Below are 14,505 nucleotides of genomic sequence, written 5' to 3' on the forward strand. Positions count from 1 at the left end.
ACCTTTGTGTCACCATTAGCAAAAATAAAAGGAAAAATCCCTGCTAATGAGTTGGTTAATGGAATACAACGCGAAACAATTACAGATCATAGAAGTAGCGGAGCGGCTGTTTTCACAGAAAGGTTTCGCCGGTACTTCGGTAAGGGATATCGCTCAGGAAGCGGATGTGAATGTCTCGATGATATCCTATTATTTCGGCTCGAAGGAAAAGCTGATCGAGGCGCTTTTCCAGCTGCGCATGACGGAGTCGAGCTCCCGGCTCGAAACGCTGGTGATGGCCAGCGAGCTCTCCGCGCTTCAAAAGTTCAACGTCTTTATCGACAGTGTGATCGACCGCCTGATGGGCAACCAGTGCTTTCATAATATCATGATGCGGGAGCAGCTGTCGTCCGAGCGGACGCCCGTGATTACCGAATACATCCGGGGCCTGAAAGTGCGGAACGTGGAGCTGATCCGCCGGATGATCCGCGAGGGGCAGGAGGCAGGTGAATTCAGGAATGATATTAATGTGAGCCTGGTGACCACGACGCTCTACGGAACGGTCAACTACGCCATCGCCTCACAGGATTTCTACAAAGTGATCAACGGCCTCGAACATCTGACCGAGGAAGCGTTTCAGGCACACCTCCGCCAGGAGTTGAGCCACCATCTTAAGAACTTATTCAAATCAACAATAATCAATGAACACCACATCCAGAATTAAAAGAATGGTTTCGCTCGCAACCGGGATCGTCTGGATTGCCATGACCGGACATTCGTTTGCCCAGAGCGCACGCACGATCAAGCTAGAAGAGGCCATTGCAATGAGTCTTCAGAACAGCAAGCAATTGAAACTGAGCCAAAGTAATGTGGACCTGGCTACGCTTGGCATTCGTCAGGTGAAGGAGAACCAGCTGCCAAGCCTGAGCGTTTCGGGTTCCTATCTGCGGGTAAACTCGCCAAATGTGAACCTGAAAATCAAACAGGAAGGCAACGATAGCACCGGTAATTCGGGCGGTATGCCGAACGTCCATCAGGCGATGTACGGCATGGCGAGCGCGTCGCTGCCGCTGTTTTCGGGTTTTCGTTTCAAGTACGGTCTCGAATCGGCGAAATACGTCGAACAAGCAGCCAGGCTGGACGCCGACCATGACCGTGAGGCAGTAATCCAGAACACCGTCGCCGCTTACGGCAATTTATATAAAGCCCAGAAGGCGGTGGACCTGGTTACCGAAAACCTCGCCAGCGAACGCGAACGCGTGCAGGAATTCACCAATCGTGAGAAAAACGGCATGCTCGCCCGTAACGACCTGATGAAGGCCAAATTACAGGAGTCGAATGTGGAACTCGCATTGCTGAATGCGCAAAACGATTTGAAAATCACCACTATTAATATGAACCTGCTGCTAGGCCTGCCGGAAGAAACCGTGATCCAGGCCGACTCAAGCAGCTTCGCAACTTTAAAGGAAGAAGGCAACGCTGCCGAATGGGAACAAACCGCATTGGCACACCGTAAGGATATTGCCGCGAATGGCATCCGGCAGAAGGCCGCGGACAGCGATATCAAAGTAGCAAAAGCGGATTTGTACCCAAGCGTAGCACTTTCAGCCGGTTACGTGGCACTGAATATCCCGGGCGTGGTCACTGTTCCGAATGCGGTGAATGCAGGTATCGGTTTTAAATATGATGTCGCGTCCCTCTGGAAGTCACATGCGAAAATCGCCGAGGCGCGCACAAAGGCCTATCAGCTGAAAACCAACGAGCAGATCATTTTGGATAAAATTCACCTGGAAGTGAACACCGCCTATTACAACTACGTGCTCAGCAAACGTAAGATCGATGTGTATGCCAAAGCAGTGGAGCAAGCCAATGAAAATTACCGTATTACGAAAAACAAATACGACAACAGCCTCGTAACCACCACCGAACTGCTCGATGCGGATGTGGCGCAGGTCCAGTCCCGCATCGACTATGAAGCGGCCAAGGCCGATGCGGTCGTAGCATACAAGAAACTAGAACAAACCGCGGGAGTAATAAATTAAGGAAGAAAGGAGAAGAGCCTCCCTTTCCTTCTCCTTCCCTAATATTCAGTCATTCAATCATTCAGTCATTCATTGAATATGGAAACCAAAAACACCACCACCGAAGAAGCACCTAAAAAGAAGAATAACCGCTTCCTCATTATCCTGGCCGTGCTGATCATTGGCGGCGGCACATGGGGTTTTACAAAATATAACCACGGCCTGCACCACGAAGAGACGGACGACGCACAGATCGATTCGGATATCAGTCCTGTAATCCCCAGAATTTCGGGTTACGTAACGGAAATCCGGGTAAAAGATAACCAGACCGTGAAGAAAGGCGATACGCTGATCGTGCTCGACAACCGCGACCAGCTGATAAAACTGGAACAGGCCAAAGCGGGCCTCCTCGGATCGGAAAGCAGCCTGACGGTAGCACACGAAACAACCAATGCATCGGCAGCCAGCGGCATTACCTACGAGGCGAACATTGCAGTCGTAGCCGCGCAGATCGAAGAAGCGAAAGTGAACGTGTGGAGAGCCAATCAGGATTTCGCACGTTATGAGAATCTGATCAAAGACCACTCGATCACCCAGCAGGAATTCGAGCAGGCACAGGCTACCAAGCAGAAAGCGGAACGTGCGCTGGCGGTTCTGGAAGCACAAAAGGCGGCTGCCGAGCGTCAGGCCAAAGCGGCCGGCCGCCAGACAAAGGCCACCTCGGTGCAATCGGCCGTGGCGAGTGCGAATATCAAAGCGCGCCAGGCCGAGATTGCGAATGCCGAACTGAACCTGTCGTACACCGTCATTACGGCGCCAACCGACGGCCGCGTGTCCAAAGTGAATGCCCAGGTGGGTCAGTACCTGCAAGCCGGGCAGTCGTTGTTCAGCATTATCTCGACCCACAAACCCTGGGTTACCGCCAACTTTAAGGAAACGCAGCTGACCAAAATGAAGATCGGTCAGAACGTGAAAGTCCACGTCGACGCATTCCCGGACCATGAATTCGAGGCGAAAGTTGCTTCATTCTCGCCGGCAACCGGCGCGCGTTTCGCCCTGCTGCCTCCCGACAATGCGAGCGGCAACTTCGTGAAAGTGGTGCAACGCCTTCCCGTGCGCATCGAATTTACCAAAGCGCAGGACGAAATGATCTCGCAACTGCGCCCGGGCATGAATGTGTTCGTGGACGTGGAGCTGAACTGAGGTTCCCGATTGAACCGAATTTTTGATTCTAAAAACCAATAATCGATGGAAATGCAGGAATCACTCGTCGAATACGGCTACCGCAGGGTAATCATCACCATCACGGCCGTATTATGTGCGCTCCTCGAAATCGTGGATACCACGATTGTGAACGTGGCGCTGAACGACATGCGCGGAAACCTGGGCGGCACGTTGTCGGAGGTAAGCTGGGTGATCACCGCCTACGCGATCGGCAATGTGATCATCGTGCCGATGACTAGCTGGCTTTCGCAGCAGTTTGGTCGCCGCAACTACTTTGCCGCCTCCATTATCATATTTACGGTGGCATCCTTCCTTTGCGGTAACGCCGATAATATCTGGGAACTGGTATTTTTCAGGTTGATACAAGGTTTTGGCGGTGGCGCATTGCTCGTAACCGCGCAAACCCTGATTACCGAAAGCTACCCGCCCGAAAAACGCGGTATCGCACAGGCCATCTACGGCCTGGGGGTGATCGTAGGTCCTACATTGGGCCCGCCGCTGGGGGGGGTATATCGTAGATAATTACAGCTGGCCTTACATTTTTTACATCAATATCCCATTGGGTATTATCGCGGCGATGCTGACGCTGGAATTTGTCAGAAGTCCGAAATTCGCCGCGAAAAAAGCCGCCAACGAAATCGACTGGTGGGGCATTATTTTCCTGGCAGTTGCCGTGGGCTCGTTGCAATATGTGCTCGAAAAGGGGCAGGAAGAAGACTGGTTCAATGACGAGATCATCCTGGTACTGTCGATCGTATCGGTTTTTGCCTTTTTCTTCTTTATATGGAGGGAATGGACTTACAAAAACCCGATTGTGAACCTGCGCGTATTGGCGAACGGAAACCTGCGGGTCGGGACGGTACTGTCTTTCATCCTGGGTTTCGGGCTGTATGGCTCGACGTTCATTATTCCGCTTTACACCCAGGCGACATTAGGCTGGACGGCCACGCAATCGGGTATGCTCATGGTGCCGGCCGCCATTGTTACCGCGATGATGATGCCGGTGGTAGGACAGTTGCTTCAACGCGGCGTGAAACAGCAATATCTGGTGGCTATCGGGATGATATTCTTCTTTGTGTACAGCTATTGGGGATATTTGATTTTGACGCCGGACACCGGTAAGGATGCGTTTTTCAGCATGCTTATCGTTCGTGGTATCGGCTTGGGGCTGCTGTTCGTCCCCATTACCACCCTTGCGTTATCGACCCTGAAAGGCCGTGAGATCGGAGAAGGGGCGGCGTTTACGGGGATGATGCGGCAGCTCGGCGGCTCGTTCGGAGTTGCGGTCATCACGACCTTCATCGCACGCCAGAACATGGCCCATCGTAACGATCTGGTAAGTAAGCTGGATATCAATAGCCCCGTTGTACAGCAACGTGTCGAAAACCTGCAGCACAGCTTCATGGCGAAAGGCATGGCTCCCGACGTAGCGCTGAACAGCGGTTATAAGCTGCTGGATTTCACCGTCACCAAACAAGCCCAGGTAATGTCGTATATGGATGTGTTCCTGTACCTGGGCGTGATGTTTTTGATTTGTGTTCCTTTTGTGTTGTGGACCCGGAGCGGCAAAACGAAAGTCGACGCCTCGTCCGTGCACTAGTGTTTTTAAGTGTAGTAGTATTGCAGAAGAAGCCTTCCGGTGTCGGGAGGCTTCTCTTGTTTTTAATGAGTGAATGAGTGAATAAAAAGGTCAGGTGTGGTCGGTTGGTGCACGGGGGATGTAGCGCCCTTCCGAATACATTCGAAACAACTTTCCGGCCCGGAGGGCCGCCCTGTTTATAGCAAATGTTGCTTTTTCGCGATTTGGCTCCTTAGGAGCCTCCTACGGAGCCAAAAATATCGCTGTGATCTGTTTCTACAAACAGGTGACCGCTCCGTGGCTCTCATAGTGGCTGAGGATGGACCTTTTTAGTGAATTTCCTTCCTCCCTTTCCTCCTTCCTCCATTCCTCCCTACTTTTGCCCCAACACAACCCGAATTAAAAAGTGCATCAGAATTACCATTTCTTAAAACAACTCGCTCCGCGCCTGCACTCCGAGCTGGCGGGAAAGCGCTTCGTTGAAGCATTCAGCCAGCAAAAGGACGAACTCATTATCGTTTTTGCGGAAGAAGCGCAGAATGAGCAGCTGGTAAAGCCATTTTTCATCAAAGCAACTTTAACCAACAGCTTCTCCTGCCTGAGCTTTCCCGATCGCTTCGACCGCGCGCGCCGGAACAGCGTGAATCTTTTCAATGATTTCGAAGGGGATAAGGTGGATTTCGTAAAGGTTTGCCAAAACGAGCGGGCGATTCAGGTGCATTTTGAAAGCGGCAGGGATTTGATATTCAAGCTCTTCGGGAATCGCTCGAATTTTATCGCCCTGAATGCGGAAGGGGAGGTTACACAGCTTTTCAATAACAAGCTCTCGACCGACCGCAGCCTGACGGTGGCTTCGCTGAATCGGCATATCGATCAGTCGTGGGAGGCGTTTGTCGCGCATGAAGGCCGTTTTGAGCCACTTTTTCCGACTTTTGGAAAGGTGGTAAACAAATACCTTTCCGCTAAGCTGGCCGGGACGAAGGATTTAGCCGGACGTTGGGAGATCGTGAAGGAGGTTTTAAGGGAGCTGGAATCGTCCGTTTTCTATATTACCAAAATCGAAAATATCCCAGCGCTGACGCTTTTCGAAACCGGCGAGGTGATGCAGGTCCTGAATGATCCGGTCGCCGCATTGAATGCTTTTTACCTGGCCTACATCCGGTTGAGCGGACTCGACAGAGAGAAGGCCGATATTGTGCGGTTGTTGAAAAAACGTATTCAGCAGACGGACAATTACCTTGAAAACACATTCCGGAAACTGGTCGATCTGGAAAATGCAACGAAAAACGACGAACTGGCCAACATTATCATGGCCAACCTGCATACGATTCCCGAGCGGGCGGAAAAGGTCGAGCTTTATGATTTTTACCGGGATCAACCCATTACCATTAAATTGAAAAAAGACCTTTCCGCCCAAAAAAATGCGGAGGGCTATTACCGTAAAGCCAAGAACGAAAAGGTCGAGATCGACCGCCTGAACGATAGTCTGGCTGCACGTGAAACGGAACGGAAGCGGTTGCACGAGCATTTGGAGCACATAGAATCGCTCGAATCGCTGAGGGACCTGCGGGCATACATTAAAACCCACAAACTGGAACAAGGCAGTGCCGGCCCGGCCGTCGATGGGCTCTTCAAACGCATCGATTTCATGGGCTACACGATCCTGATCGGCAGGAATGCGAAGAACAGCGATATGCTGACGAAACAGGCGCATAAGGAAGATCTTTGGCTGCACGCGAAGGATGTGGTGGGTTCGCACGTCATAATCAAAAACCAGCCCGGCTGCAAATTTCCCGCGCCGGTAATCGAGCGGGCGGCTGAACTGGCTGCGTTCTACTCGAAACGAAAGAACGATTCGCTTTGCCCGGTGATCGTCACGCCGAAGAAATTCGTGCGCAAACCCAAAGGACTTCCCGATGGCCTGGTGCTGATCGATAAGGAGGATATCGTAATGGTGGTCGCCAGGGGGGAACAAAAGGGGGAAATGTCCTAAAAATGAAGTTTTTATTATTTATTAACAGAAAACGCCCTTTGATTAATCTTTTGCTATTCCGAACTTCGTGTGAAATTTGAGAACCGGAATTTTTAGTGCAGAATGCTCGAAAGTCGTCGATTTGTTATTATTGGTTTTTTTGCATTAGTAGGTGTTATATACTTATTACGACTTTTCTACCTTCAGGTGCTGGATGAGAGCTATTCTATCGAGTCGTCCAGCAACTCCATCAAGCGTGTAACCGAAATTCCTTTCCGCGGGCAGATCTACGATCGCTATGGAAAACTCATCGTATATAATACTCCCGTTTACGATCTGCTGGTGACGCCCGCCAAGGTGCGTATGGACGATACACTGCGATTTTGCAAGGTCCTGGGCATCGAACGCCGCGATTTCGACAGCCTCATGACGGCGGCCAGGGCTTATAGCCCCGTGAAGCCCTCTCTGTTCCTGCGGCAGCTCTCCAAGGAGGATTTTGCGTCGATACAGGACATTATGGTCGATTACTCCGGGTTTGAATTTGCGAAGAGCTCCCTGCGTACGTATACGGCGCCTACGCTTGCTAACACGCTCGGATATGTGAGCGAGATCACCAAAGGCCAGCTCGAAAAGCAGGAGGAGCCTTATTACCGGCAGGGCGACTACATCGGGCAGAGCGGTGTTGAAAAGATTTATGAGAATGAACTGAGGGGGAAAAGAGGCACCAAGTTTGTAATGCAGAATGTGAACGGCGTTTACAAAGGCCCATGGAAGAATGGCGAGCTCGATACGATGGCGGTTGCGGGAGAGAACCTTTACACTGGCCTGGACCTGGAAGTGCAGCAGTATGCGGATAGCCTGATGGTCAACAAGGTGGGCAGTGTGGTGGCGATCGAACCGAAGACCGGCCAGATCATTTCGATGGTTTCCGCACCGACATACGATCCCAACATCCTGGCAAGCCGTTATTTCTCCAAAAACTTTGCCGCACTGGCCCGCAACCCCTACAAGCCGTTGTTCAACAGGCCGGTGATGGCGAGTTACCGTCCGGGATCGACATTCAAGCTGATCCAGGCGTTGATCGGTTTGCAGGAAGGTGTCATTACGCCGGGAAGCGGTTTTACGCATGCCAATTGCCCGGTAGGATGCCATAACCACCCCGCAACGAGCACGGTCGCGCTCGGAGTGGCGCATTCGTGCAATCCCTATTTCTATAATGTATTCAGAAGGCTGATTTATAAAAACAATATCAAAAATACCTTCAAAGCATCGGCCGTCGGGCTGGATGCCTGGCACGACGATATCGCGAAATTCGGGATCGGGCAGCGGCTCGGGATCGATTTGCCAAGCGAGTACAAGGGGAACTTGCCCAATAAAAAGTATTACGACCGTTTTTACGGCGAATACCGCTGGAAATTCTCCAACATTTACTCGCTCAGCATCGGCGAAGGCGAATTGCTGATCACGCCTTTGAAAATGGCGAATGTGGCGGCGATTATCGCCAACCGCGGGTATTACTACACGCCGCATGTGATCCATGGGATTGGCGACAAGAAAAAGGTAAAGCCGGAGTTCCTCGAAAGGCATGAAACAGGCGTGGAACCGCATAATTTCGAGCCGGTGATCGAAGGAATGATCGGGGCGGTGGAGGCCGGTACGGCGCGGCGGTCGCGCGTGGAAGGCATTACGATTGCAGGGAAAACCGGTACTTCGCAGAACAAACGCGGGGACGACCATTCTATTTTTATCGCTTTCGCGCCGGTGGAAGATCCCAAAATCGCGATTGCGGTTTTCGTGGAGAATGCGGGTGCAGGAGGTGTGGCGGCAGCGCCTATTGCCAGCCTGATCATTGAAAAATACCTCACGCGTAAGGTGACGAACAAGGCACTGGAAGAGCGGATGATGAAGCTCGACCTGATGAGCAAGGTAGTTTTGCCGACCACGACAAAGAAACCCGTTGCAGCCGATAGCACGAAGAAAAAAACGGAGGCCGTAAAGCCGGCTGATCCCAACGATCCGGCGAATCGTAAAGCGGGCGCGCCCCACCCGGCAAACCCCGCCGCCATGCGTAAGCCGGTGGCGCTACCACGCGACAACAAGGGCAAAGCGCTTTAACAGAAATCTTAAACATCGATATTGAAATGGCTGAAAGCAAGCCGATTACCAAGAATGTGGATTGGATGGTGGTGTTGATATACATCGCTTGCCTTGTTATTGGCTGGTTGAATATCTATGCCGCCGTGTACAACCCGGAAGCGCACACGAGCATGTTCGACCTCTCGAATAATGCCGGAAAACAGCTGATGTGGATCGGAACGGCCGCATTGCTGATTATCTGTATCCTCGTGATCGACTATAAGTTTTACGAAACGTTCTCTTTCGTAATATATGCCGTGGTCATATTCCTGCTCGTGGTCGTGCTTTTTGCGGGTTCCAATATCAACGGATCGCGGTCGTGGATCAAGCTGGGCAGTTTTTCGTTGCAGCCGGCTGAGTTCTCCAAGCTGGCGATCAGTCTGGCGATTTCCAAATACCTGAGCGATCCGGCGATCAGCCTCAACCGGAAATTGAAGGATTACTATCCGATCATGGGGATCATCGCATTGCCCGCATTCCTGATCCTGTTGTCGAACGAAACGGGTTCGATGCTGGTTTTCGCCTCGTTTGCGATCGTACTTTACCGCGAAGGGATGCCCGGGTTTATTCCTGCCATCGGGATGATCGGCGCGTCTTTGCTGATCATCACATTGCTTTTTGTGAAATGGTACATCGCCGGGGCCATTATCGTGATTGCCGGGCTTGTAATATGGCTGATGCCGGTAATGACGCGTCGCCGGGGAGGGCTTTGGGCGACGATCCTCATCGCTTTCGTGATGATCGGAATCGTGTTCGGGGTCGATTTCTTTATGAATAATGTGCTTCAAAAACACCAGCGGGGCCGCATTATGGTGTTGCTCGATCCGGATTCCGATCCGCGCGGTATCGGCTGGAACGTGATCCAGTCCAAAATCGCGATCGGTTCGGGCGGACTTACCGGAAAAGGATTTTTGCAGGGTACCCAAACCAAATTCGACTTCGTACCCGAGCAGAGCACCGACTTCATTTTCTGTACCGTAGGAGAGGAGCATGGCTTCCTGGGCACTTCCATCGTCGTATTCCTTTTTATTGCATTGATATCCAGGCTTGTTGTGCTCGCCGAGCGACAGCGTAGCCGCTTCGCGAGGGTATATGGGTACTGCGTGGCGGGGATTATTTTCTTCCACTTTATGGTCAACATCGGGATGACCATCGGCCTGATGCCGGTTATCGGTATCCCGCTGCCCTTTTTCAGCTACGGCGGCTCGTCGCTATGGTCGTTTTCCGTACTCCTCTTCATTTTCCTGAAAATCGACGCGCAGAGACCGTTTACGTTGTCGAGGGGCTGATGCTTTAATGAGTGAATAAATTTTGAATGACTGAATGACTGAATGACCGAATGATAGTCATTTATAGCTGTATTAATACTTATAATGAATGACCTCCCTACTTTCAATTATTCAATTATTCAATCATTCAATCATTCAATCATTCAATCATTATAACCTCCCCGCCGCCACAACCAGCAACACCCAGCCTGCGATCAGTGCCAGTCCGCCGATCGGTGCTGTGGCCCCAAATTTGGTAATGCCTGTGAAGCATATCGCGTAGAGCGAGCCTGAAAAGATGATCACGCCGATGGCGAATGCATTGCCTGCCCAGCCGAGGAGTTTCACGGCGTCCTCGCCCGCACGTTGCATAAGTATGCCCACGAGTACCAGCGCGAGGGCATGATAAAACTGGTATTTTACAGCCGTTTCGAATGTTTCGGTGCGGCCGGACGCTTCCAGCATTCCTTTCAATGCATGTGCGCCGAATGCGCCGAGTGAGACGGCCAGTGCTCCGAGTATGCCGCCTGCCTGTATCATGAATTTCATAGTATAAACCGGTATTAAGTATGGTTTAAATGGGATAGAATGCCGTTTGCCGTTCAATAGGAACCCGGCAAATCGGCTTGGTAAAGTTAGGCCCGGGGGCAGGCGCGACCAACTGTTTATCGCAATTTTATTAACTTGCGCGCTTCGAAAAGGCATTTCGGGATGCCGATCACGGAGGAAACGATCAGACCAATGACCATAGAACGCTTCATTCAGCTGTGGACGCACCGCTATCATAAATATACACACATTGCAAAGGCCCATTGGAAAGGCCGCCGCGCCAGGGCGCATTTCCGGAGCGTGAAACGAGGGTTGAAAAGCGGGCAGGAGCTTGATCGCGGTCATTCGTACGGAGCATTTCGGGGACATCGTGGCCGCCGAGCCGATTTCGCGCTATGTACGCGGGCAACACCCGAATGCATACATTGTTTGGTTTGCGAAACCCGCTTTCGCGGAGCTTGTGCGTTATAATCCTAATGTGAACGAGGTATTTAAAGAATTTTGCGTGACAGAGCGGCGCGTGCTGTTGGAAAGCAATGTATTCGATAAAGTTTTTGAACTGCAATTCAGGAATAACAACCATTGCCCGAAATGCCAGGTGTTTACGGAAAACCCTGTGGCGTTGAAGCGGGATATCAATGTATTCAACTACTTCGATTATGGCAATCTGCTGGAAGTTTTCGCGCAGACGGGCGGCCTGATCCCTCCGAAAGCAGCTTTTCCGACCGACGACCAGCCACGTTTGTACCCGCAATCATCGCACGAAGCAAAAGTCGATAGCCTTGGCCTGCCCGAAAAATACATCGTCATGCATTGCCGCTCGAACTACGAGCCCAAAGACTGGCCGGCCGATCGATGGAACCAGCTCGTGCATTGGCTGGCAAAAGAGTATGATTATCACCTGATTGAAATAGGTCTGGAAAGCAATTTAAATATACAAACAACCGCATACCGCAACCTGTGCGGCCAGCTAAGCATTCTGGAAACCGCCGAAGTGATCCGCCGCGCCTCGTTCTTCATCGGGCTCGACAGCGGGCCGTCGCATCTGGGTAATGCAACCGGCACCTTCGGTATTATCCTGATGGGGGCGCTGAACAACTTTCTGAATTACAACCCGTATTCGGGCAGATACGGCCGGCAGGAGAATGCATTGCTTGTAAGACAGGCAGGGCTGCCGTGTGCGCAGCTTCCGTTCGAATTTGTGCGGGAACAGGTGAGGTCGGTTCTCGAAAAAAGTGCGGATAGCGCAACAAAAGTGCTATCGTGACCCGAAAATAGCGCTTCCTACGCGTACGAGCGTGCTGCCTTCTTCCTGGGCGATGAGGTAGTCGCCGCTCATGCCCATGGATAGCTCGCGCATCATAACCTGTTGGCTTTCATACGATTTAAAGGATTCGAAAGTGTTTTTCAAACCGCGGAATTCGGCTCTTACCACTTCCGGATCATCCGTGTTGGACGCCATACCCATTAACCCGACAATGCGGACATTCGTTAAAGCGGCAAGTTCGGGGGATGTGATGATTGCAAGCGCTTCTTCTTCCGAAAGGCCGAATTTGGTTTCCTCCCGGGCAATATGGATTTGCAAAAGGCAGTCGATAATGCGGCTGTTCTTTTTAGCTTCCTTATCGATTTCTTTCAGCAATCTGAAACTGTCGACCGAATGCACCAGGCTCACAAAAGGCGCCATGTATTTCACTTTATTAGTCTGCAAATGCCCGATCATATGCCATTGGATGTCCTTCGGCAGCTCCTCATATTTGCCTACCATCTCCTGGACCTTGTTTTCCCCGAAAAGCCGTGCCCCGGCCTCGTAGGCCTCCATCAGCAGGGAAGCCGGCTTGGTTTTTGTAACTGCGACCAGACGTGTTTCTTTGCGTAGTCCTTGTTCGATCCGGGCCAGGTTGGAGGCAATGGAAGGCATGAGAGAGATACTAAAAAATTGAGAACTAGGTAGTTAATGCCGGAAATTATTTACCGGAGGCTATAAATCGCGGTTTGTGTATTTCAAAATTGAAAAAAACATACTTCTTTTACCAACTAAATTCAAAATTTAACCTTCTGTATGGACTACAACCAGGAACAAAAGCAAGACAGAAAAACGCTGTTATGGGCCGCATTGGCCGTTTTGCTGTTGCTTAATTTGGTGCTTGTTTACTTTATATACCACGAAAAGCAGGAAAACCTCGCCAAGGATGAGATCATCACCGCCAAAACGGAAGAGGTGCTTTCCATCAAAACCAAACTGGACTCCATTTCCACAGAACTCGATATCAAGATCGCCGAGATCCAGAAGCTGGGCGGAAGCGTGGATTCGCTGGTGGCATTGAAGGCGCAGCTCGAAAAGGATAAAAAGGAACTGAAAAACGCCAATACCTATTCGGCCGCGAGCTATAACCAGAAGATCAAGAATTACGAATCGGTACTTTCGGAAAAGGACGGCGAAATTGCCCGTTTGAGACAGGAACTGGGAATCGCCACGTCGAAAAACGAGGAACTGAGCCAGAAAGTGACCGGCCTGGAGTCGGAAAAGCAACTGCTTGCGGATTCGGTTTCTACATATTCGGCTCAAAATAAAGAGCTTGCGGAAAAAGTAACGCTGGCCTCGGCACTGCGGGCCGAAAACGTGACCGTCAATGCGGTTTCTTCCAAAGGCAAGGAACGCGAGGGCGGCAAGTACAAGGCTAAACGTATCGATAAACTCCGGGTGAACTTCAGGCTTGGCGAAAATGCGGTAGCGAAGCAGAACGAGAAGGATATTTACCTGCGTATACTCGATCCGGACGGCGCGGTGCTGTCGGATATGGCAACCGGCTCTGGTTCCTTTATGCATAATGGCAAGGAATTGATTTACAGCTCCAAGCAAACGGTGAGCTTTACCAATACCGGGCAGTCGGTGGATATTTTTTACGGCCGTGGCGGCATTCCGATGAAGGATGGGAAATACACCATCGAGCTGTATAGCGAAGGCTTCAAGATCGGGGAAGGCGATTTCACCGTGAAGTAGTATCGCCGAAAGTTTCCGTTAGGTCATGGAAGGGTTTGGAATTTTAAATTTCAAACCCTATTTTTGCACCCTCATTTTGACCTTTGTGTCGGGATGAGGTTTTTAATTTATCATACAATAACCAATTACCGTATGTCTAAGCAATATGAAACGGTGTTCATTCTAACTCCCATTTTGTCTGAGGCCCAGGCAAAGGACGCCGTTGAAAAATTCACGTCAATCATCACCTCGAACGGTGCCCAGATTGTACATGAAGAAAACTGGGGATTGCGTAAGCTGGCCTACCCCATCCAAAAGAAAAACTCCGGTTTCTATCACGTAGTAGAATATACTGCGCAGGAAGGAAACGTGGTGGATGTTCTGGAAACCGAATTCCGTCGTGACGAGCGCGTTTTGCGTTTTATGACTATCGCCCTGGATAAGCATGCTATTGCTTACAACGAAAAGAAACGTAAGGGTCTGGTAGGAAAGAAGAAAGAAGAAGCAACTGAGTCAAAAACCGAAAACGCATAAGCTATGTCACTCGTAAACGAGCCGGTTGAAAAAAACATTAACCGCAAAAAATACTGCCGTTTCAAAAAAGCAGGCATCAAATACATCGATTACAAGAATCCGGATTTCCTTTTGAAACTTGTAAACGAGCAAGGTAAAATCCTTCCGCGCCGCCTTACCGGTACCAGCCTGAAATATCAGCGCAAGGTGTCCCAGGCAGTCAAAAGAGCACGTCACCTGGCACTGTTGCCGTTTGTTGCCGACCAATTGAAATAATACAG

At 50.8% G+C, this 14,505-nt stretch carries 14 protein-coding genes; 12 read left to right on the forward strand and 2 right to left on the reverse strand.

Annotation, left to right across the window (positions count from 1 at the left end; translation table 11 throughout):
- Positions 1-46: 46 nt before the first annotated feature.
- From ABV298_RS23410 to rodA, 8 genes are all read left to right on the forward strand, one after another.
- A complete protein-coding gene (locus ABV298_RS23410) occupies positions 47-703 on the forward strand; it encodes a TetR family transcriptional regulator (protein ID WP_353718575.1) in 657 nt (218 codons plus the stop codon).
- On the forward strand, positions 681-2,021 hold the full coding sequence (locus ABV298_RS23415) for a TolC family protein (protein ID WP_353718576.1): 1,341 nt from the start codon (positions 681-683) through the stop codon (positions 2,019-2,021). The genes ABV298_RS23410 and ABV298_RS23415 overlap by 23 nt, the downstream gene beginning before the upstream one ends.
- A 78-nt stretch (positions 2,022-2,099) precedes the next feature.
- Positions 2,100-3,203, forward strand: coding sequence for an HlyD family secretion protein (locus ABV298_RS23420; protein ID WP_353718577.1), 1,104 nt, complete (start codon positions 2,100-2,102; stop codon positions 3,201-3,203).
- A 51-nt stretch (positions 3,204-3,254) separates the two neighbouring features.
- Positions 3,255-3,746, forward strand: a complete 492-nt coding sequence (locus ABV298_RS23425; RefSeq protein ID WP_353718578.1) for an MFS transporter — start codon at positions 3,255-3,257, stop codon at positions 3,744-3,746.
- Positions 3,747-3,783: 37 nt separating this feature from the next.
- The gene (locus tag ABV298_RS23430; protein ID WP_353718579.1) at positions 3,784-4,824 is read left to right on the forward strand and encodes an MFS transporter; all 1,041 of its coding nucleotides are present in this window, start codon (positions 3,784-3,786) and stop codon (positions 4,822-4,824) included.
- Between the two features lie 385 nt (positions 4,825-5,209).
- A complete protein-coding gene (locus ABV298_RS23435) occupies positions 5,210-6,796 on the forward strand; it encodes an NFACT RNA binding domain-containing protein (RefSeq protein ID WP_353718580.1) in 1,587 nt (528 codons plus the stop codon).
- 102 nt (positions 6,797-6,898) lie between these two features.
- Positions 6,899-8,890, forward strand: coding sequence for a penicillin-binding protein 2 (gene mrdA, locus ABV298_RS23440; RefSeq protein WP_353718581.1), 1,992 nt, complete (start codon positions 6,899-6,901; stop codon positions 8,888-8,890).
- Positions 8,891-8,916: 26 nt separating this feature from the next.
- Positions 8,917-10,200, forward strand: coding sequence for a rod shape-determining protein RodA (rodA, locus tag ABV298_RS23445; RefSeq protein ID WP_353718582.1), 1,284 nt, complete (start codon positions 8,917-8,919; stop codon positions 10,198-10,200).
- A gap of 150 nt (positions 10,201-10,350) precedes the next feature.
- Here the strand turns inward: rodA and ABV298_RS23450 are convergent, their stop codons facing one another.
- On the reverse strand, positions 10,351-10,728 hold the full coding sequence (locus ABV298_RS23450) for a DUF423 domain-containing protein (protein ID WP_353718583.1): 378 nt from the start codon (positions 10,726-10,728) through the stop codon (positions 10,351-10,353).
- A 331-nt stretch (positions 10,729-11,059) separates the two neighbouring features.
- Here ABV298_RS23450 and ABV298_RS23455 point away from each other — a divergent pair, with 331 nt between their 5' ends.
- Positions 11,060-11,995 (forward strand): glycosyltransferase family 9 protein, encoded by a 936-nt coding sequence (locus tag ABV298_RS23455; RefSeq protein ID WP_353718584.1) that lies wholly within the window; start codon positions 11,060-11,062, stop codon positions 11,993-11,995.
- Here ABV298_RS23455 and ABV298_RS23460 read toward each other — a convergent pair.
- Entirely contained in the window at positions 11,987-12,649 is a 663-nt protein-coding gene (locus tag ABV298_RS23460; protein ID WP_353718585.1) for a YggS family pyridoxal phosphate-dependent enzyme, read from the reverse strand. The two genes, ABV298_RS23455 and ABV298_RS23460, sit on opposite strands and share 9 nt — an antisense overlap.
- A 141-nt stretch (positions 12,650-12,790) precedes the next feature.
- Between ABV298_RS23460 and ABV298_RS23465 the strand changes: the two genes are divergently transcribed.
- The 3 genes from ABV298_RS23465 to rpsR all read left to right on the forward strand — a co-directional run bounded on the left by ABV298_RS23465 (position 12,791) and on the right by rpsR (position 14,500).
- Positions 12,791-13,732, forward strand: coding sequence for a hypothetical protein (locus ABV298_RS23465; RefSeq protein WP_353718586.1), 942 nt, complete (start codon positions 12,791-12,793; stop codon positions 13,730-13,732).
- Between the two features lie 132 nt (positions 13,733-13,864).
- Positions 13,865-14,245 (forward strand): 30S ribosomal protein S6, encoded by a 381-nt coding sequence (gene rpsF / locus ABV298_RS23470; RefSeq protein WP_353718587.1) that lies wholly within the window; start codon positions 13,865-13,867, stop codon positions 14,243-14,245.
- A gap of 3 nt (positions 14,246-14,248) precedes the next feature.
- Positions 14,249-14,500 carry a 30S ribosomal protein S18 gene (gene rpsR, locus ABV298_RS23475; RefSeq protein WP_353718588.1) on the forward strand — a complete coding sequence of 84 codons (252 nt, stop codon included), beginning with the start codon at positions 14,249-14,251 and terminating at the stop codon, positions 14,498-14,500.
- The last annotated feature ends 5 nt before the right edge of the window (positions 14,501-14,505 follow it).

Source organism: Dyadobacter sp. 676 (genome assembly GCF_040448675.1).
In the GTDB taxonomy this organism is placed as follows: domain Bacteria; phylum Bacteroidota; class Bacteroidia; order Cytophagales; family Spirosomataceae; genus Dyadobacter.

What these genes read in the sequence shown, in the direction of transcription:
- mrdA (WP_353718581.1), top strand. Translation starts at nt 6,899, where the DNA reads ATGCTCGAAAGTCGTCGATTTGTTATTATTGGTTTTTTTGCATTAGTA.
- ABV298_RS23425 (WP_353718578.1), top strand. Translation starts at nt 3,255, where the DNA reads ATGCAGGAATCACTCGTCGAATACGGCTACCGCAGGGTAATCATCACC.
- rpsR (WP_353718588.1), top strand. Translation starts at nt 14,249, where the DNA reads ATGTCACTCGTAAACGAGCCGGTTGAAAAAAACATTAACCGCAAAAAA.
- ABV298_RS23410 (WP_353718575.1), top strand. Translation starts at nt 47, where the DNA reads ATGAGTTGGTTAATGGAATACAACGCGAAACAATTACAGATCATAGAA.
- ABV298_RS23415 (WP_353718576.1), top strand. Translation starts at nt 681, where the DNA reads ATGAACACCACATCCAGAATTAAAAGAATGGTTTCGCTCGCAACCGGG.
- rpsF (WP_353718587.1), top strand. Translation starts at nt 13,865, where the DNA reads ATGTCTAAGCAATATGAAACGGTGTTCATTCTAACTCCCATTTTGTCT.
- ABV298_RS23465 (WP_353718586.1), top strand. Translation starts at nt 12,791, where the DNA reads ATGGACTACAACCAGGAACAAAAGCAAGACAGAAAAACGCTGTTATGG.
- ABV298_RS23460 (WP_353718585.1), bottom strand. Translation starts at nt 12,649, where the DNA reads ATGCCTTCCATTGCCTCCAACCTGGCCCGGATCGAACAAGGACTACGC.
- ABV298_RS23450 (WP_353718583.1), bottom strand. Translation starts at nt 10,728, where the DNA reads ATGAAATTCATGATACAGGCAGGCGGCATACTCGGAGCACTGGCCGTC.
- rodA (WP_353718582.1), top strand. Translation starts at nt 8,917, where the DNA reads ATGGCTGAAAGCAAGCCGATTACCAAGAATGTGGATTGGATGGTGGTG.
- ABV298_RS23420 (WP_353718577.1), top strand. Translation starts at nt 2,100, where the DNA reads ATGGAAACCAAAAACACCACCACCGAAGAAGCACCTAAAAAGAAGAAT.